Below are 19,647 nucleotides of genomic sequence, written 5' to 3'. Positions count from 1 at the left end.
TTAACCGACGGAGATCTTGGTCAACCGCAGCTTACGCCCGTAAATCAGGTTAACCAATGCACGCGATATCAACACCGCACTGAACATCGAAGTAAGAATGCCCAAACACAATACAACAGCGAAACCCCGTATCGCACCGGAGCCAAACATAAACAGCGCTATACCCGCGATCAAAGTGGTAATGTTGGAATCAAGTATAGTCCGGAACGCATGCTCATATCCGGCATGGATGGATGCTTGCGGCGTATTACCATTACGTAACTCCTCCCGAATGCGCTCATTGATCAAAACGTTAGCATCAATCGCCATACCCAGCGTTAGCGCGATACCAGCCATACCAGGCAAAGTCAGCGTGGCTTGCAGCATGGACAACAATGCCACCAGCAACAATAAGTTAGCGCCCAGTGCCAGAACGGAAACCGCGCCAAACATCAGGTAGTAGGAAATCATAAAAATTGCAATGGCGATAAAACCAATCTGAGTGGAACGGAAGCCACGCACAATATTGTCCGCACCGAGGCTAGGACCAACAGTGCGTTCCTCAATGATTTCCATTGGCGCTGCCAGTGCGCCAGCACGCAGCAACAAGGATATATCGTTCGCTTCTTTGGTATTCATCTGGCCGCTAATTTGCACTCTCCCGCCACCAATTTCCTCACGGATCACCGGAGCAGTAATCACTTCGCCTTTACCCTTTTCAAATAGCAGTATAGCCATACGCTTACCAACATTTTCGCGCGTCGCTTCTTTAAATTTACGCGTACCTGCGCTATCCAGATTGATATGCACTGCTGGCTCATTGGTGCGGCTGTCAAACCCGGGTTGCGCATCATTGATGCGCTCGCCGGTAAGCAACACACTTTTCTTCACCAACAACATCGAGCCATCCCGATCCTTGAACATATCGGTACCAAACGGTGCGGTGGCGCCCTCACTGAGCTTATGCTCATCATCCACCAGACGCACTTCCAGTGTCGCAGTGCGACCAAGAATATCTTTCGCATGTGCCGTATCCAGCACACCGGGAAGCTGTACTACAATACGATCTATACCTTGTTGCTGAATTATCGGCTCGGCCACGCCTAATTCATTAACACGATTGCGTAACGTAATTAAATTCTGCTGCACAGCAGATTCCTGAATACGTTTTTCTTCTTCCGGTTTTAAGGTGGCAATTAAGAGAATCTCGTTGCCTTCATTCTTGTCATTGAAGGCTAAACCACCGAAGCGTTGTTTGAGTTCTACCGCACCTTTGCTTCGCGTTTCCGCATCACGGAACTTGATCGTCACTAATCTGCCATCACGGCTGACACCAGAGTACGCAATATTCTGATCACGGAGGATGCTCCGCATATCGCCGGAAGCGGCTTCTATCGCCTTATCCAGCGCGCCCTTCATATCAATTTGCAACAAGAAATGCACACCACCACGCAAATCCAATCCAAGATACATAGGCCGTGCATTCATAGCGGTTAACCACTGCGGCGAGCGTGATAGCAAATTAAGGGCAACCATGTAATCATCGCCCAGCTTTGTCTGCAGAATATCCTTGGCCTTAAGCTGACTATCGGTAGTATTAAAGCGCGCTTTAATACTAGTAGGATCCAACGCGACCTCTTCCACATCCAGATTTTCTGCTTTCAGCGCGTCGCTTACCCGCTGCAGCAATGCACTATCCGCCTTGAGATTGGCACGCAAGGGCAATACCTGCACAGCAGGAGATTCACCATAAAAATTAGGCAGGGTGTAAATTAATCCAACAATAAATACAACGAGAACAAGCAGGTATTTCCACAGCGGGTAACGGTTCATTGCAGTACCTTAAATCGACTTAATTGTTCCCTTGGGCAGCACGGTTTGAACCGCACTTGTCTGAATCAGTACTGTCACGTTTTCGGCGATTTCCAAGCTGATATAGTTTTCGCCCACCTTCGACACACGACCCAACTCTCCCCCTACAGTGATAATTTCATCGCCTTTTTGCAGGGCAGCCAGCATAGCTTTTTGTTCTTTAACGCGCTTCTGTTGCGGACGCAGTAAAAGAAAATAAAACACTGCACACACGGCGACCACAGGCAGAAAGTCCATGAAGCCGGAACCGGACGCAAGTGCAGTAGTTTGTGCATAAGCGTTGCTAATCAACATGACACTTCTCCCAGTTAAAATTTGCAGCGGCGAATTCTAGCACGAACTGGCGCGGGCTTGCCTAAACCGGGTAACGAACTTATCGAACTGGTGGATCGTGATAGCGGCTCGAATTTCACTCATCAACTCTTGGTAATAATGCAAGTTATGAATGGTATTTAGGCGCGCACCCAGTATCTCGCCAATACGATGTAGATGATGCAAATAAGCGCGGGTAAAATTACGACAGGTATAACAAGTACATTGGTGATCAAGTGGTTGAGTATCCAAGCGATATTTTGCGTTCTTGATCTTAATATCGCCGTGGCGGGTAAAAAGCATACCATTTCGCGCATTGCGTGTGGGCATCACACAATCGAACATATCTATACCGTGCGCAACCGCAGCCACCAAATCTTCCGGTGTGCCTACGCCCATCAGGTATCGCGGCTTATCGATAGGCAACTGCGGCGAAGTATGTTTCAAAATTCGCAGCATGTCTTCTTTTGGCTCCCCCACCGACAGTCCACCTATGGCATAACCGTCAAAGCCGATATTTACCAGCTCACGTAACGATTCATCGCGCAGATTTTCGAACATACCGCCCTGCACAATACCAAAAAGTGCATTGGTATTACCTTCGTGCGCATGTTTTGAACGTTCCGCCCAGCGCAAACTAAGGCGCATAGACTCAGCTGCTCGGTTTTCATCTGCAGGATAAGGGGTACACTCATCAAAAATCATCACAATATCGGAATTCAATACCTTCTGAATTCGTATCGATTCTTCCGGCGTTAGAAAGCATTTATCACCATTCACTGGAGATTGAAACCTCACTCCCTCCTCAGTAATCTTGCGCAACGCGCCCAAACTGAACACTTGAAAACCACCCGAATCAGTTAGAATCGGTCCATCCCAGCCCATAAAGCCATGCAAGCCACCGTGCGCTTCAATCACATCCAGACCCGGGCGAAGCCATAGATGAAAAGTGTTGCCTAACACAATCTGGGCACCAATTTCTCTTAACTCCATAGGCGACATCGCCTTCACTGTGCCATACGTGCCGACTGGCATAAAAACAGGGGTTTCAACGGTACCATGAGCTAAAGATAGGGTTCCACAACGAGCAAAACCGTCTGTGGCGTTCAAACAAAAATCCATTAAAAGTCTCCCTTAGTCTTAATAACCACTACTTTGATAATGACTCAGGAGTTTCAAACAACTCGTATAGACCATAGATCATCCAGCGACCATTTCACCGGAGAACAGAATAACCTCTACTTCTGCGTTTTAACAATGCTCATCGCTGCCGCTACCATAGTCCCCATATCCGCCATATTACCTGGCAGAATTAGAGTATTGCCTTGCTTGGCGACATTACCGAACGCTTCTACATATTTTTCCGCTACCTTGAGGTTAACGGCTTCCATTCCTCCGGGAAACTGGATAGCTAATGCGACTTGCTGAATAGCCAAGGCGGTAGCCGTGGCAACTGTCGATATAGCCGCTGCTTCGCCTTGAGCGGCATTGATCACCGCCTGTTTCTCGCCTTCTGAACGCTGAATAAAAGCTTCGCGCTCACCAGTGGCTATATTGATCTGCTCTTGTTTGCGCCCTTCTGAGGCCGCAATTAATGCACGCTTTTCTCGTTCTGCGGTAATCTGCGCCTGCATGGCAAGCAGGATTTCCTTGGGTGGCACCAAATCCTTAATCTCATAACGTAACACCTTCACGCCCCAACTGGCTGCGGCTTCATCCAGAGCCGCAACCACAGCACGGTTGATATCATCCCGCTCCTCGAAAGTCTTATCCAATTCCATCTTGCCAATTGCCGAGCGTAAGGTAGTCTGTGCAAGCTGAGTGATGGCACTGAGATAATCGCTAGAGCCATAAGAAGCCAACCTCGGGTCTGTAACCTGAAAATAAAGAACACCATCCACCTGTAGCTGCGTATTATCTCTGGTTATACAAATCTGACTAGGGACGTCTAACGGGACTTCCTTAAGCATATGGCGATATGCGATACGATCGATAAATGGAACCACAATGTTCAAGCCAGGTGCTAGCACAGCATGAAACTTCCCCAAGCGCTCAACCACCCAAGCATGCTGTTGTGGCACAACATTGAGAGCCTTGACGACAAAAATAACGGCGGCTACAAGAATAAACAGTGCGATTTCCATATTGCTTCCTAATATTATTGTTAGTGGGGCTTGTATGGCGTCAGAATTAATTTTGAGCCCTGTATTGCCTTGATGTAAAACACACCATCACGCGGCACGCTGGATGATTCCAACTCCGCATCCCATTCTGTGCCACGGTAATGCACACGCGCAACGCCATCCTCAAGCCACGATATAACCCGCACCGACTGACCGATGTCCAAGCTTTGGCTAATCATCTTGCCAGTATGCATGCCTTTCATACGGCGCAGAATCACTGTGCCAATTATACTGGCCGCCGCACTAAGCATGATTTGAAACGGTAAGTTAAGTCCAAGTAGTGCCGCAATACCTGCCAGGCCCAAAGCAATACTTATTATTAGCATGTAAAACGTTCCCGTAGCCATCTCTAATGCGAGCAGACCAAAAGCTAACAAAAACCAATATACGTAAGGCTCCATTTCCAATTTTTTATATTCCTATAATGGAATCTGATAATTAGATCAGATCCAAGCCGCTTCCAAGCAACCACTCCCAATATCCCTGAACAAAAAGTATTCCAACCTCGATATGAGTTTAGTAGAACCAAAGATAGAGACTAACTGTGTAAATCTGATTAGCAATCAGATTCGCTTACATTAGAGTAGGTTACAACTAACCAATTTATCAATTACTTAGAGTAGTGATCACCCAATAGCCAGTCCACAATCCCCAATTGAGTCCGCAGTTAGTCAATTTTGCAATATTCTCAACTTGATATGCGTCTATCCTGTTCAAAGTGTCAACACCTATGGCAGTCGACACAAGCAATAGCAGCATTTATGCCGTAGTCACACATTAACTCGAAAGCAATCTTGGCTATTGCAAAATGATTGCGCCCGCTGAATATTGATTTAACGCGCTAGTACGGTGAACCGATGACATTTGATAGCGGTTGCTATCAGGCGTATTCCAGTTTAAACATACCAAATGTTTCAAAAAAAATTTGGAACGACTCATTTGAAATGAGCTAATTTCCTGTGTAATTCCATTTATCTTTCGAAGCGGCAATAACTATGTAGTGCATTCTATGCTCCGTTGCTATTAGCAGATGCAATACACCATTCAATATTTTATTATTGATTGAGAAATGGAATAAAAGCCATATCAGCAAAACCCACAGCATAAAGCTATCACCTACCCGATGGCTTTTAAACGGAACAGGAATAATAGTTTTAATTTTTAAATGATATATCCTTTTCACCAGAAGAAATGGCAAGCGTGTGCTTGCCATTTCTTCTGCGTTACAAGTACAAATTTAAAGACTAATCTTTATATGCTTCCACTTCAAACGCCATCTTTATATCATCCCCTACGTTAGGCAGACCAAATTTCATGCCGAAGTCTGAGCGTTTAATCTGTGCGGTAGCATCCGCGCCACATAGCTCTTTTTTATTCATCGGGTGATTGGCGCACTTAAAGGCAAGAATGGTAAGCGTTACTGGTTTGGTTACACCGAGCAGAGTAAGATTACCTTCTACGCTAACTGGAATATCACCCTTGAATTTTACTGCAGTCGATTTGTATGTAAGATTGGGAAATTCGGCGACATTGAAGAAATCCGGTGAACGTAAATGGTCATCGCGCTTACCAGAACCAGTGGTAAGAGACGCCGCTTCAATGGTGACATCCACTGACCCAGTCTTTGCAGCACGATTTAAAGTTAGTTTGCCGCTACTTTTATCGAAACGTCCCTGCATGGTGGAAAAACCCAAATGACTGACACTGAAATGTGCGTAGGTATGTTGAGGATCCACACTATAAGAATCTGCAGCATGGGCAACGACTGGCAAACTTAACAACAATAATGCGGCAATGATATTTTGTTTCAGCATAGTGTTCTCCTTATGTATTTAGAAAAGTGGCGCACAGACCGCATGTTAATTTCAAAGATTACGCCTGCCACACACATCTTAAAGCAACAACAAAAAAATTTTACCACCGGGCTAATTATGAAACAATTGTTTGATACATTTGTTTACAATTTTTAACCTGCCCTTAAATCAAAAGGGCAAAAACTCGCAAACAATAACTGTTGAGTAATAACAACCAATCAAACTCGCTCTGACGATCACACACCATGATATAGCAGCACAAACACCAGTCCACCTAATAAACAGGAATTTAGCTGATTAATTCAACACACCGAAAAACTGAACCAGCGTAGCGAAGCAGGACAAAACAATTTACTGATATGATAAAAGCATTCCGCAAGGCCGAGGTTCTGATAACGACGCATTAATATCCAATTTTCAATGTCGAGCCAACTCATGTACCACTTACCTTCAAACTAAGAAACACGCCTAACAATCACGTGTAGTAATGCAGGCTTACCTGCTACTTATAAGATTATTGGCTTATCTGGTAGTTCATTCACTGGGGTAGATTTTTTTGGAAAATACCGCTGTAAATGGCTATTTACAGCATGAATTCCCTTAATTACCCCCACTTCAAACTTACCCAGCCGAAATGCCGATTCCATTTCAAGACAAATTTCTTCCCAGCCAGCCTTGCCAAGCTTTGTGTGTATACCACGGTCAGCGACAATTTCCACGTCACGATCAGCGAACAGCAAGTAAATCAACACTCCATTATTATGCTCGGTGTCCCATACTCTCAATTGCGAAAACACATCAATAGCCCGCTCACTCGCAGTCTGATTACGCCAAAGAGCGACGAAATCGAGCGATGCTTCAACCGCAAAGCGGATTTGCCCAGCATGTTTGGCTTCGGCTTCATGAATCGCCTGCTCGATGGCGTGCAGCGAATGCGCAGGGAACGCAGCCCTCACCACCATGCTGCCAGTAATTAAATGCTTAATGATGCGCTGAATAGCCATTCACCATCGCCCCGATGCGCCACCGCCGCCGAAACCACCGCCTCCGCCACCAAATCCACCCCCTCCACCAAACCCTCCTTGACCGAAACTACCGCCTCCCAAAGAGCCACGCCCCCCACCGACCAAAGTGAAGATAAATGCGATGATGCCCACAATCCCAGCGATTAAAATAGGGGCGACAATGAACCAAGCGAGCATAGCGGTAACAAAACCAATGATAATCGCCGCAGGTAGCCGTCCTAAGAGTTTGCGCAGTACACCGCCCACCACAATCGCCAACATAAAACCGATAAACAACAACGACTCAAGATTTTTAAAACTTCCTGATATCGCACTACGCTCACGTGGGGGCGGTAACAATTCGCCTTCAATTATCGCCAGTACTTGTTCAATCCCCGTTGCAATACCCGTATAGTAATTTCCAAGCTTAAAGTGCGGAGTGATGGTCTCGGCAATAATACGCTTCGCAACAGCATCGGGCAGCACACCTTCCAGACCGTACCCGACTTCAATGCGCATTGCGCGATCATCCTTGGCAATGAGCAGCAATACACCATCATCAATTCCCTTGCGCCCAAGCTTCCAAGCTTCCACAACCCGAATACCATATTGTTCGATCGTTTCTGGTTGGGTAGTTGGAATCAACAGCACAGCAATTTGCGCACCTTTTTTCGCTTCAAATTGGGAGAGGCGGGTTTCAAGCTGTTGTTTTTGGGCAGTATCAAGAGTACTGGTTAAATCAGTTACGCGTGCGCTTAATGGCGGCACCGCGACTTCTGCATGCACTAAACTGCTTAACCATACCAGTATAAGCAACAGGGCTGGCGCCCAGAAACGTACCATATCACTTAGCAGGCGATAACTGGCCAGGTGCGCTGAAATCAACTGTCGGCGACCTGGAAATTTCTTTCTCGTTTTCGACTGTAAACGATGGCTTGACCTTGAATCCGAACATTATCGCGGTTAAGTTGCCGGGGAAAGAGCGCACAACAATATTGTAATCCTGCACCGTTTTAATGTATCGGTTACGCGCCACTGTAATACGATTTTCCGTACCCTCAAGCTGCGCTTGCAAATCGCGAAAATTGGCGTCAGATTTCAACTGCGGATAATTCTCGCTTACTACCAACAAGCGGCTTAATGCCGAAGTCATTTCACTCTGGGCAGCTTGAAATTTGGCAAAAGCTTGTTCGTTATTGATGAGCTCCGGTGTAGCCTGAATGCCGCCAACCTTCGCCCGCGCATTGGTTACACCCAGTAACACTGCTTGTTCCTGTGCGGCATAGCCTTTGACCGTATTAACCAAGTTGGGCACCAAATCGGCTCGACGCTGGTATTGATTTAGCACTTCAGCCCAGCTTGCCTTAATTTGCTCGTCGGTGGATTGCAGTGTGTTGTAGCCACAGCCGCTTAAAGCCAGTGTGGCAAAACAAGCCAAAAATAATAGCCAAATACGCATGATGCTCTCCTCATCAAAAGATTACGGAAAAAATATTTAAACTACCCATCCCAAGTGGCACATCTTACGCTAAGGATCACTCTACGTCAGAATGAAGGTAACAGCAATTAGCAGCTGCTATTGTCAATCCACATAAATTGTGTTTATATTCAAAATGTTCAACTTACCCCCTAGTATCTGCAATCTAACGCAGCTTCCAACGGCTAGGGTTAAGTACATCAACAAAATGAGGTAAATATGAAACGATCAGGATTTGTTATTGCCATTACCGTACTGATGTTATCGGCATGCGGAAATAAGAGCGAAAAGGAGTCTACTGTAGCCCCGGTATCGCCCCCTTTAGCTGAGCACAACACTACCGTTATCACCGACCCATCAATGGCCTCCCCCACAAAGGACAAAGTATCAGAAACAGTATTGCCAGAATCGACACTTGCTACTCCCACAGCTCCTGACAAGACAGGCAGCAAACTACCGAAGACGAATGACAACATAAAGGACGAATTGTCTAGCGGTAAAAAGGTTTTAAACGTAGAACAAAGCGCTCCTATTATTGCCGCACAACCAATACTCTCACCCACAGTGGGAAAAGTGCCGGAAAAAGCAGTACTAGAATCTGCGACCCCCAAACCCTCTTCTCCGGAGAAGACCGAAATGCCGCTTACGGTGAACAAAGGCACGGAGGGCGGGGCACTGAATCGCGAGGATGGGCTGGCCTTAGCTAACAAAAGCGGCTGTCTAGTCTGTCACAGGATCGAAACCAAATTAATTGGCCCCGCATGGCACGACGTAAGTAAACGCTACAACGGAGATACTGGCGCCAAGACGCGTCTGATTGAAAAGGTGAAAATGGGCGGCAAGGGCAATTGGACGGATGTAACGGGTGGAATCGCCATGCCCCCGAATTCTCCCCGCGTATCGGATGAAAATATCGAGAAGTTGGTGACATTTGTGCTGTCCCAATGAACGATTGAGTAAAAATAACCTTTGGTGTGACTAGACCCATAGGCAATTAACGCCTCGCGGGAAAAATATTTCTGGTGAAATTTCAATAAATGTGATCATCCCCGCATCGGCGGCCGACGACGATTCCATGAATTTCATTCGGCGATAGCCCGGCTTAGATTATTAGTAACATATTGTTTATAATTAAAACTATAATAAAAAATGGCGGGAACTAGCCTTTTAATCCTAATCGATGACATTGCATCCATTCTGGACGATGTTGCTGTAATGAGCAAAGTCGCAGCTAAAAAAACTGCAGGCGTACTCGGGGATGATCTAGCACTTAACGCTCAACAAGTGTCAGGGGTCACGGCCAATCGCGAATTGCCCGTTGTCTGGGCCGTTGCAATAGGATCATTCAAAAACAAATTCATTTTGGTGCCTACTGCAATTGCTATTAGCGCCTTTATCCCATGGGCTGTGACGCCATTGTTAATGTTGGGCGGAGCATTTCTTTGCTACGAAGGATTTGAAAAACTTGCCCATAAATTGATGCAAAGCAAAACAGAAATCGATATACATCACACTGAGCATGTGGAGGCACTCGCCAATCGTGGCATTGATATGGCCCATTTCGAGAAAGACAAAATTAAAGGAGCAATCCGTACTGACTTTATTCTGTCTGCTGAAATTATTGTGATTACGCTAGGGACGGTTGCGACGGAATCATTTTGGAAACAGGTTGCAGTACTAACAACCATAGCCATCATCATGACCGTTGGTGTCTACGGCTTGGTGGCGGGGATCGTTAAGCTGGACGATGGTGGAATTTACCTTAGTCAAAAAAACGGTGACAGTCTATTTCGCAAAACGCAGCGTTGCATAGGAAGTGTTATTTTAAAAATCGCCCCTTTCCTGATGAAGAGCCTATCCATCGTTGGCACGGTTGCCATGTTCATAGTAGGCGGGGGTATTCTTATCCATGGCATATTTGGTACATCTGAACTAATTCACAATTTAGCACATAGCGGCAGCGGCATTATTAGTTCGATAATTAATATTGGGGCACCCGTTCTACTCAATATCCTGACTGGAATTGTAGCTGGTGCGGCCGTCTTCCTCGGTGTGACCGCTGCAAAACGCATTTTTATGATGGTCAAATAGCCTTATCCCACACGAACATCCACTCGCTCCCCCGTCTTAGGATTATATCCAATACGCAGCGGTTAGACGACCTTAGTCGTCCCCATCTAAGCTGTGCTATCCATTGATTAAAAGTAAAAGGATAGTTTTTTTGGCCAACTTTTTTCCACAAATTCCAGCGCCATATTCACTACTTCCATAAATTTTTTGACCTTGATGGGTTTAGTTATATAGGAATAATCCTACCTTCAATCCCAACTCGATGTCGAGTGGTAGTGCATTGGCACTGATGGCAATAACTGGAATATACGCAGTGACCGGATCCTCACGCAGAGTTTTCAAGCTTCGAGACCACTAATGCCAGCAGATTGATGTCCATCATGATCACACTCAACTGAGATGTGCGCACAATTTCGATGTCGTCATACCCATTCGCTGCAGTCAACAGCTGAATCTTGAGGTAGCGCAGATGATTTCCTCAACCAATTTCATGTTTGCCTTCTACATAGAGCATGGAAAGCTATGGCTCAGCAACCGCGTTAAGTTCGAATCCGAACACGCTCCCCACACCAACAGCTTTTTAAGCTGACTAAGCCCCCGTCAGTTCAACCAGGTGCTTGGAAAGTGCGGAGCCGAGACTGTGCTTTCTTCGCTACCAGCATCCTGTCCAAGACGATTGAACGGCTGGGAAAATTACGTCATCTCTTCCAGATGTATCCCGCACCGCTATCTTCGATGCTGATGCGAATGCGTCCGGCGTGTTCTCAATAACGACCACCTTAACTGTGTCATGCTTAGCAAAAGTTCCTCCACGAGGTGAACCCTGCACTTGTCCCATTCCATTGGATGTTTCTATTTGGGTATTTCTATGGAATTTTTCCATCGCCAACAGGATCATCTTGATACATACGATTATTTCGTATAGATTATTTAGAATAAACAGCCCAGCCCCAAGGGGCGGGGTATTGTGACGAATTGCTCGAAAATCATAGATTTTCATTGCAAGGTTATCTATGCGCCGCAAGCGACGGGGAATTTGCCCGCAGAGATTAACAAATGGTCAACTTCCTTGCCGCCCCAGTGCCCAAGCTACATGCTCGCGCACTAGCGGGGACGCATCTTGGGCACGGGCTTGCAACGCGGTCAGCACTTCAACGCTGTTGGGCGCATTACCCAGCGCCACAGCGATATTACGCAGCCATTGCTCATGGCCGATGCGGTAAACAGCACTGCCAGAAAACTTTTGATTGAACATTTCCTCGTCCCATCCAAATAATTCGGTTAATGCGACATCATCCAGCCCGTGCCTTGCGGCGAAATCTGGTTCGAGACTTTTGTGCGCAAAACGATTCCATGGACACACCATTTGACAATCGTCGCAGCCGTAAATACGATTTCCAATAAGCGGGCGTAACTCTATAGGAATACTACTTTTAAGTTCGATAGTCAGGTAGGAGATACAGCGACGTGCATCCAGCTTATATGGCGCGATGATAGCCTGTGTCGGACACACTTGAATGCACGCCATGCAGGTGCCGCAATGTTCCGATTCTGGCTCATCAATAGGAAGCGGCAGATCGGTGTACAGCTCACCCAGAAAAAACCACGAACCATGGTCGCGCGACAGCAGCAACGTGTGTTTACCACGCCAGCCCAACCGAGCTTTATATGCCAACTCTACCTCCATTACTGGCGCACTGTCAGTGAATACGCGATAGCTGAAACCGCCCACCTCAATGCGAATTTTTTGAGCCAATTTTTCCAGACGCTTGCGTAAAACTTTGTGGTAATCACGCCCCAAGGCATAGCGGGAAATAAAAGCACGGCTGCCATCCTCTATTACTTCCCAACCGTCTTTAACAGTGGGGGGATAGTAATCCATACGTACAGAGATGACGCGCAGTGTGCCCGGAATTAATTCCGCCGGACGGGTGCGTTTAGCGCCATGTTTTGCCATATAATCCATCTCGCCATGGAAACCTCGCGCGAGCCAGTCCAGCAAGCGCTCCTCGGCATCGTGAAGATTGATATCAGCGATGCCTACTGCCTGAAAGCCAAGCTCCCTACCCCATGCTTTTATTTTGGCGGCTAGTGCGGTGTAATCCACAATTGAGGTGTCTCGATTTGCATAATCAGAATAATAGCCGAATAAGCCTGCCGCTGGCCGATGAAGTCGCTACCGTAGCGTTTGCAACACGACTAGCCCCAGGAATAAAGCCTGGCATGGTGATTTATCTGCACGGCAACTTGGGCGCCGGTAAAACTACTTTAGTACGTGCACTGCTGCATGCGATGGGCTATATTGGACGGGTTAAAAGCCCAACCTATACTTTACTTGAGCTGTATCAGGCTGGTGGGTTACACTTGCGTCACTTTGATCTCTACCGCTTCCATGACGCGAATGAATGGGATGCCGCTGGCTTCCGCGACGAGTTTGACGGGCGGAACGTATGCCTAGTGGAATGGCCAGAAAAAGCGCAAGGTCTTATACCGCAAGCAGACATGGAAATCACTCTCGAAATATTATCTACTGAAGCAGTAGGTAATAGTCGCAATATTGAGGTTCTTGCAATTTCACAGGCTGGCAGGGAATGCTTAAAAGTATTGCAAAGTTAGTCTTATTGGGTCTTTTGCTGTGGCTGCCCCACGCACAGGCAGCTATCGCTATCAGTTCTGCTCGCGTTTGGCCAGCACTGGAATACACTCGCCTAACGCTGGAATCAGCCAAACCGATCCGCTATGAACTGTTTTCCATTAGAAACCCTGATCGGCTCGTCATTGACCTAAAAGATGTCGAAACTAACGGCCCTCTAAATGAACTCGTTGGTAAAATTCGCAGCGACGACCCTTACATAAAGAGTGTACGCGTGGCCCGATTCAAACCCGGCATAGCACGCTTGGTGTTCGATCTTAAGTCCCAAGTCAAGCCGCAATTATTCAACCTTCTGCCGGTGGCAAAATACAACCACCGCCTGGTTCTTGATATTTATCCCGCCGTTCCATTGGATCCGATGATGGCACTGTTGCAAGAGGAACCAACAACGCACACCCTGGAATCCACCTCAACCACGGTAAATCAGTTACCTCAAGAGAGTGAATCAAAAAAATATAAAATAGCAAGTACGCCAACAACTCCACAGCCTACCATTAGATCAAACAAATCTACGGCACGCCTGAGGCCCGAGATAAGCACACGGCCACTCATCATTGCTATTGATGCTGGGCATGGCGGCGAGGATTCGGGCGCGAAAGGATACAATGACACATACGAAAAAAACGTCACGCTGGCGATCGCGCGCAAATTGAAGGAACTGATGGATGAGACCCCGGACATGCATGGCGTATTAATTCGTGAGGGCGATTATTTCATTTCACTGAACGGACGTGTACAAAAAGCGCGCCAGGTACGCGCCGACTTATTTATCTCTATCCATGCCGATGCGTTCATTAAACCTCATGCACGCGGCTCCTCAGTGTTCGCCCTGTCCGAACGCGGTGCGACTAGCGCCAGTGCGCGCTGGCTAGCAAAAAAAGAAAACGACGCTGATTTAATTGGCGGCGTGAATCTCGCAGTAAAAGACCCCTATCTCGCGCGCACATTGCTTGATCTTTCGCAAACAGCCACCATCAACGACAGCATGAAGCTGGCCAAACATGTGCTGGATGAGATGGGCAACATCAATACACTACATGGTAATTCTGTTCAGCAAGCTGGTTTCGCCGTGCTGAAATCACCAGACATCCCTTCGATATTGATTGAAACCGCGTTCATCAGCAATCCCAGCGAAGAACTGCGCCTGAACGACAAGGACTATCAGGGGAAAATGGCGCGCGCCATTCTCAGTGGCATCAAAAGCTATTTCGCGAAAAACCCCGCGCTTTCGAAGCCTCTTTTAGTTCAGAATAAGTTAACTTCCACTTAATACAAGCTTATCCATAAATTAGTGTGATACATAACACAATTTGTATGTTGAGTGGAAACCGCCAACTTATACAATCCCTATTTATCTGAACAGATAGCTAAAATAATAGCGAGCAATGTGACCATTTACGATATATTTAATGGCGATGCGGATGGTATTTGTGCCTTACACCAACTGCGTCTCGCTCATCCAGCTAACAGCATTCTCGTCACGGGTGTCAAACGGGACATTTCATTACTGGCGCAAGTCCAAGCTGAAGTCGGTGACAAAATTACTGTTTTGGACATTGCCATGAGCAAAAACCGAGAGGCTTTACTGTCAGCATTGGATCGCGGAGCGCAAGTGCGATATTTTGATCATCATATCCCTGGCGATATTCCCGCTCATCCTCAACTAACCACTTTTATCGACACCTGCCCCAACATCTGTACTAGTTTGCTGGTTAACAATCACCTTAACGGTCAATTTTTAATCTGGGCAGTCGTCGCCGCCTTTGGAGACAATATGCATGAATCCGCCATTCACGCATCAAAGACGCTGCAACTTACCACTACCCAGTTAGATAGACTGCAAAAATTAGGAGAATGCATCAATTACAATGCTTATGGAGAATCATTACAAGATTTGTATTTTCATCCAGCCGAGCTTTATCAAATAATGCATCATCATCGCGACCCATTTACCTTTATCCATGAAGAACCAGCCTTTGAAACTTTGAAAAATGGCTATATTGCAGATATTGCGTTAGCCCAAAAACTAAAACCAGAAGTAGAAAATACCACCGGGACGATTTACCTTCTTCCCGATGCACCATGGAGTCGGCGCATCTCCGGTGTATTCGGGAATCTCCTGGCCACTACATTCCCTTTTAAAGCTCATGCTATATTGACCAAACGCACTAATGGAGGATTCGTGGCTAGCGTGCGTGCGCCATTAGCCACAAAAAGTGGTGCCGATAAAGTATGCGAGCAATTTGAAACGGGCGGAGGAAGAAAAGGGGCAGCGGGTATTAATTGTCTGCCGGAAAATCAATTCGACCGGTTCAATCAAATATTCAACACAACATTCAGTCACAATGACTAACATAACAGATAAACTTATAACACCTTATGGTGGCGACTTGGTCAATCTGAATGTCGACCAAAAGCGTGCGGAAGCCCTATGCCACGAAGCCATACACTTTCCATCATTGGATTTAAACCAGCGACAATTATCAGACTTGGAGTTGCTACTTAACGGAGGATTCTCTCCATTACGCGGCTTTATGAATCAGGCCGACTACAACAGCGTTCTGAATAACATGAGCCTCGCCGATGGCACGTTTTGGCCTATGCCCATTACTCTGGATATTCCAGGTTCAGTTGCCCAGCAACTTGTGCCTGGAAGCTGTCTTGCGTTGCGCGATCCAGAAGGTTTCATGCTGGCCGTCATCACAGTAGAAGAACTTTGGCAGCCTGATAGAAGAATGGAAGCACAAGTTCTATTCAATTCAGATGACCCTGCCCATCCCGGGGTTGCTCATCTTTTACAACAAAAAGGCCAGTATGCTGTTTCTGGACGTCTTGAAGGACTATCCTTACCCTTACGCCACGATTTTCCGACACTCCATCTTACCCCGGAAGAATTGCGCAAATCTTTCGCACGGCGCGGGTGGCGCCGTATCATTGCTTTTCAGGCACATCAACCATTACATCGTGTTCAATATGAATTTACGTTGCGTTCTGCCATGGCCTATGAAGCCAATTTGCTAATCCACCCTGTCATAGGCAACGCAAAATCTGATCATCCCAATTACTTCACATTAATACGCTGCTATCAAGCCATCATGCCGCGTTTTTCTTCCACGACCACGGCCATATCCTTACTTCCCCTATACCCTCGCGGATCCGGCTTACGTGAAGTTTTTTGGAAAGCCATTGTGCAACGCAATTATGGCTGCTCTCATTTAATTGTTGGCGGAGAATATAAAGACGATGAGGGTACCCGACGCGGAATAGATTTGTTTCAGGAATACTGCTTACCCGCCAATGCAGCGAAGCGCAATGCCGTAGGCATAAAATTGATCCCATTCCCACGCATGGTTTACATAGAAGAACGCGCACAATATTTACCTCTGGAAGAAGTACCTGAAGGCACACTCAGCGCTAGTTTGACCGATACGGAATTGAAACGTCGCCTAGCGGAAGGGCTAAAAGTTCCTGAGTGGTTTTCTTACCCTGAAGTATTGAATGAATTACGTATAGCCTACCCAGCCCGTGATAAACAGGGTCTTACGATATTTTTTACAGGCTTGTCTGGCGCCGGAAAATCGACTTTAGCCAAAGCCCTAATGACGAAGCTACTGGAAATGGGAGGCAGGCAAGTTACTTTGCTGGATGGCGATATCATGCGCAAGCATCTTTCCAGCGAGCTAGGCTTCTCGCGTGAGCATCGCGATATAAACGTACGGAGAATCGGTTACGTAGCTTCCGAAATTACCAAGAACCACGGTATTGCCATTTGCGCACCGATTGCACCCTATGACGCCACACGCCGAGATGTACGGCTTATGATCGAACCATTGGGCGGTTTTTTTGAAATTCATGTGGCCACGCCACTGCACATATGCGAAGGTCGTGATCGCAAAGGACTTTACGCCAAAGCCCGCGCTGGCCTAGTAAAGGAATTCACCGGCATTAGTGACCCCTATGAAACCCCGGAAAAACCTGAACTCGTAATTGATACTACTAATATCAACGTAGAAGAGGCGGTACAGCAAATTTTGCTCAAACTAGAACACGAAGGATACGTACGTTCAAGCGGATTTTGACACTTTCAAGGCACAATTTTCTTTGGCTCCTGTGACGACAGGACAGATTTGCGAGGGTGGATGCGCCCAAAGCCTAGATACATAGATAATTATTTTTTGTAACTACAAAACTCGATCCTAAATTTTTCATAAAAATGGTGAGTTATAAAGTAACTATTTTATACAAAACGATTTATATAAAAAATTTGGCAAATTCAAGACTCAACCACAACAGTTAATGTTTAGTCGCAGATTTAGCGAGTTCCATATTGAGCAGGAGCTCATTGTAAACCGCTACAAATATTCGAAATTCGAGCGATTTCCTCGGACGTGTACTAAGGAAGCGCTGATTAACTCGCGTTTCAGAATTTAACATATTTAAAAATAAATTAGTTACGTGCGAAATTCCGCGAAATTTTGAATTAATCAGCGTCTCCCTAAAAACCCCCAGGCAATTTCATCCAACTAATCTGGCGTGTAAGTCGATAGGCCTGCCCTTGGGCAAATACTGGCACAGCAGTCCGTTCGTATTTTCGTTCAAACTGCGTTGCCACGGGCTGTGCAGGTCGCAGAAGTAAGCAGCCATCCCAATTCGTTGAGTCAGTTGCATGTGTTTGCCCATCTCGCGCCCCTAATCCTAGGTGAAGGTTTTGCGTAGTTCTGGTGGAATAGCACTGAGCGCTTCACTGGAACCGTCTAGGGTCAATTCAATGATCTACGGAGCTTGATTCGCAGACGGTGTGCCTGTCCTGTTCGCAAGCCAAGGAGGCGTGTAGCCAGGCTCACATCCAAAATCCTGTGCAATCTCGTTTGAAATGCTGCTCGGAGAGCGTTTCAAGAATCGCCCTATTTCCTTCAGTTCACTTCCTGCTCGTTTTCAGCATAATCGTCACACGCTCTTCAGTATTCAACTGCTTGTCATGCTTTAAATAATCAAAAATAAATGCGATGCATAAACTACAAGGCCAGCATCACTGCTGGCCTTGTAGTTTAATTTCTACTTAAACATCATGGTGCCATATTACCAAGTGTTATCTACCTTGATAATAATTTCTTCCAGAACTAGTTGGGTATACATTAAAGCAAGATCCTGATGGATTATTCGTCCCTGCCATGCAGTGAAAATTATTGGATTCAACTGTTGGCTTTACTTCATTACGGGCTACACGGTATGGATTGGGTTGGCCATGCATTGCCCTTACCCCATGCTCACTCTCACCTACACTTGGCAAGTCTTGAGCCATATTATAGGGAAGACGAACTCCCTTGGCATCAACCTGCACATTTTGTGTCTGACCAGATACTGTTGCTTTCTTGAAATACGCATCCGATGCAGCATGAGCATGCCCATCATCAGCACTGGCAGCAGCTCCGTGCCCATTCGTCTCATGAGTTGAAGCGTGTGCTACTGACAAGCCAAATGCAAAACAGGAAACGATAGCTAGATTCATAACAGTTTTTTTCATTATAAGCTCCTTAATATCAAATCTTACGAGGATAGTTGAGTGGGGGTGAAATGTGCTTCACTCCTACAAGCTTTATTGCTACTGCATTAAGTGCGCAAATAATCATCATGGAAGTAAACTAATATACAAGTTCACCATAATATCAAACAGTATTTATTGAACTAAATCTCGTTCAATATCCACATAACTCATTGATACTAAAATTAAGATTAACCTTCTACAGAAAAAAACATACGTATAAAGTATTCTCCTGATAAATCCCTATTCCACTTTTATTAAATGCGTAACATATTGTTTTAATTAAAACACTATACCCATTTATCGAATACATAGACTACATGGATATAAGTACATTTAGTAGCTTATAAACGGTCTTACAGTCTCTCCGTCTACAGCAGCTTCACATACATCTTTTCACACCACAACGATCAACTTCATGGAGTTTCCGGCAAGTATCTTTAATTTTTAATTAAGACGACCAATCGTCAACTTTAGTCCCGCTCGGTTTCACGCGCCCACCTTTACATATACATCAGTGAGAGCCGCATGATAGGACGATGGCTATAAAAAGTAAATAAGCAAATCGTTTATTAAGTCAAACAAATATCGGCCACGCAAAGTGCTGGGTTTTAGATCACAGCATGAAGTACTATTAAAGGCGGCGATGCGCTACACCAAACCAACATCAGCTGTTGCACTTCGAACTTAAATCCGCCCCACCCAAATGACAAGGCCAGCATATGCTGGCCTTGTCATTTG

Annotated in this window: 19 protein-coding genes and 1 pseudogene; 6 read left to right on the top strand and 14 right to left on the bottom strand. The window is 46.1% G+C overall.

Annotated elements, in window-relative coordinates; translation table 11 throughout:
- The 10 genes from secD to W01_RS13380 form a co-directional block, all read right to left on the bottom strand.
- The gene (gene secD, locus W01_RS13425; protein WP_173055482.1) at positions 1 to 1,812 is read right to left on the bottom strand and encodes a protein translocase subunit SecD; all 1,812 of its coding nucleotides are present in this window, start codon (positions 1,810 to 1,812) and stop codon (positions 1 to 3) included.
- Positions 1,813 to 1,821: 9 nt separating this feature from the next.
- Complete coding sequence (gene yajC / locus W01_RS13420; RefSeq protein WP_173055481.1) at positions 1,822 to 2,145, bottom strand: preprotein translocase subunit YajC; 324 nt, start codon at positions 2,143 to 2,145, stop codon at positions 1,822 to 1,824.
- A gap of 36 nt (positions 2,146 to 2,181) precedes the next feature.
- Positions 2,182 to 3,285 carry a tRNA guanosine(34) transglycosylase Tgt gene (gene tgt, locus W01_RS13415; protein WP_173055479.1) on the bottom strand — a complete coding sequence of 368 codons (1,104 nt, stop codon included), beginning with the start codon at positions 3,283 to 3,285 and terminating at the stop codon, positions 2,182 to 2,184.
- A 116-nt stretch (positions 3,286 to 3,401) separates the two neighbouring features.
- Positions 3,402 to 4,307: an SPFH domain-containing protein gene (locus tag W01_RS13410; RefSeq protein ID WP_173055477.1), complete on the bottom strand. Its 906-nt coding sequence runs from the start codon at positions 4,305 to 4,307 to the stop codon at positions 3,402 to 3,404.
- A gap of 20 nt (positions 4,308 to 4,327) precedes the next feature.
- Positions 4,328 to 4,672, bottom strand: coding sequence for an NfeD family protein (locus W01_RS13405; protein ID WP_242006978.1), 345 nt, complete (start codon positions 4,670 to 4,672; stop codon positions 4,328 to 4,330).
- A 623-nt stretch (positions 4,673 to 5,295) separates the two neighbouring features.
- Positions 5,296 to 5,559: a hypothetical protein gene (locus W01_RS13400; RefSeq protein WP_173055474.1), complete on the bottom strand. Its 264-nt coding sequence runs from the start codon at positions 5,557 to 5,559 to the stop codon at positions 5,296 to 5,298.
- A 31-nt stretch (positions 5,560 to 5,590) separates the two neighbouring features.
- The gene (locus tag W01_RS13395) at positions 5,591 to 6,160 is read right to left on the bottom strand and encodes a YceI family protein (RefSeq protein WP_173055473.1); all 570 of its coding nucleotides are present in this window, start codon (positions 6,158 to 6,160) and stop codon (positions 5,591 to 5,593) included.
- A 506-nt stretch (positions 6,161 to 6,666) separates the two neighbouring features.
- Positions 6,667 to 7,164 (bottom strand): TPM domain-containing protein, encoded by a 498-nt coding sequence (locus tag W01_RS13390; protein WP_173055472.1) that lies wholly within the window; start codon positions 7,162 to 7,164, stop codon positions 6,667 to 6,669.
- Positions 7,165 to 8,049 carry a TPM domain-containing protein gene (locus W01_RS14445; protein WP_320416767.1) on the bottom strand — a complete coding sequence of 295 codons (885 nt, stop codon included), beginning with the start codon at positions 8,047 to 8,049 and terminating at the stop codon, positions 7,165 to 7,167.
- A complete protein-coding gene (locus W01_RS13380) occupies positions 8,009 to 8,623 on the bottom strand; it encodes a LemA family protein (protein ID WP_173055471.1) in 615 nt (204 codons plus the stop codon). Before W01_RS13380 ends, W01_RS14445 begins: the two co-directional genes overlap by 41 nt.
- A 237-nt stretch (positions 8,624 to 8,860) precedes the next feature.
- Between W01_RS13380 and W01_RS14270 the strand changes: the two genes are divergently transcribed.
- On the top strand, positions 8,861 to 9,589 hold the full coding sequence (locus W01_RS14270) for a c-type cytochrome (RefSeq protein WP_242006977.1): 729 nt from the start codon (positions 8,861 to 8,863) through the stop codon (positions 9,587 to 9,589).
- A 201-nt stretch (positions 9,590 to 9,790) separates the two neighbouring features.
- On the top strand, positions 9,791 to 10,732 hold the full coding sequence (locus W01_RS13370; protein ID WP_173055470.1) for a DUF808 domain-containing protein: 942 nt from the start codon (positions 9,791 to 9,793) through the stop codon (positions 10,730 to 10,732).
- A gap of 631 nt (positions 10,733 to 11,363) precedes the next feature.
- On the opposite strand, the gene W01_RS13365 is transcribed toward W01_RS13370, so the two are convergent.
- Both W01_RS13365 and queG read right to left on the bottom strand, forming a co-directional pair.
- Positions 11,364 to 11,711, bottom strand: a complete 348-nt coding sequence (locus W01_RS13365; RefSeq protein ID WP_173055469.1) for a hypothetical protein — start codon at positions 11,709 to 11,711, stop codon at positions 11,364 to 11,366.
- Positions 11,712 to 11,771: 60 nt separating this feature from the next.
- Entirely contained in the window at positions 11,772 to 12,818 is a 1,047-nt protein-coding gene (queG, locus tag W01_RS13360; protein WP_242006976.1) for a tRNA epoxyqueuosine(34) reductase QueG, read from the bottom strand.
- Between the two features lie 17 nt (positions 12,819 to 12,835).
- On the opposite strand from queG, the gene tsaE reads away from it, so the two are divergent.
- The 4 genes from tsaE to W01_RS13340 all read left to right on the top strand — a co-directional run bounded on the left by tsaE (position 12,836) and on the right by W01_RS13340 (position 17,443).
- Positions 12,836 to 13,327, top strand: coding sequence for a tRNA (adenosine(37)-N6)-threonylcarbamoyltransferase complex ATPase subunit type 1 TsaE (gene tsaE, locus W01_RS13355; RefSeq protein WP_242006975.1), 492 nt, complete (start codon positions 12,836 to 12,838; stop codon positions 13,325 to 13,327).
- Complete coding sequence (locus tag W01_RS13350) at positions 13,303 to 14,634, top strand: N-acetylmuramoyl-L-alanine amidase (protein WP_173055465.1); 1,332 nt, start codon at positions 13,303 to 13,305, stop codon at positions 14,632 to 14,634. Before tsaE ends, W01_RS13350 begins: the two co-directional genes overlap by 25 nt.
- 117 nt (positions 14,635 to 14,751) lie before the next feature.
- The gene (locus W01_RS13345) at positions 14,752 to 15,717 is read left to right on the top strand and encodes an acetyltransferase (RefSeq protein ID WP_173055463.1); all 966 of its coding nucleotides are present in this window, start codon (positions 14,752 to 14,754) and stop codon (positions 15,715 to 15,717) included.
- The gene (locus W01_RS13340; protein ID WP_173055461.1) at positions 15,710 to 17,443 is read left to right on the top strand and encodes a bifunctional sulfate adenylyltransferase/adenylylsulfate kinase; all 1,734 of its coding nucleotides are present in this window, start codon (positions 15,710 to 15,712) and stop codon (positions 17,441 to 17,443) included. The genes W01_RS13345 and W01_RS13340 overlap by 8 nt, the downstream gene beginning before the upstream one ends.
- A 448-nt stretch (positions 17,444 to 17,891) precedes the next feature.
- On the opposite strand, the pseudogene W01_RS14790 reads toward W01_RS13340, so the two are convergent.
- Positions 17,892 to 18,053: pseudogene (locus tag W01_RS14790) on the bottom strand (IS30 family transposase); the annotation flags it as partial.
- A gap of 400 nt (positions 18,054 to 18,453) precedes the next feature.
- On the bottom strand, positions 18,454 to 18,888 hold the full coding sequence (locus W01_RS13335) for a hypothetical protein (RefSeq protein ID WP_173055459.1): 435 nt from the start codon (positions 18,886 to 18,888) through the stop codon (positions 18,454 to 18,456).
- Positions 18,889 to 19,647: the final 759 nt, after the last annotated feature.

The organism is Candidatus Nitrotoga sp. AM1P, from assembly GCF_013168275.1.
In the GTDB taxonomy this organism is placed as follows: domain Bacteria; phylum Pseudomonadota; class Gammaproteobacteria; order Burkholderiales; family Gallionellaceae; genus Nitrotoga.
Note: the sequence above shows the minus strand (reverse complement) of the source record. Positions and strands in the feature narration are given on the sequence as shown.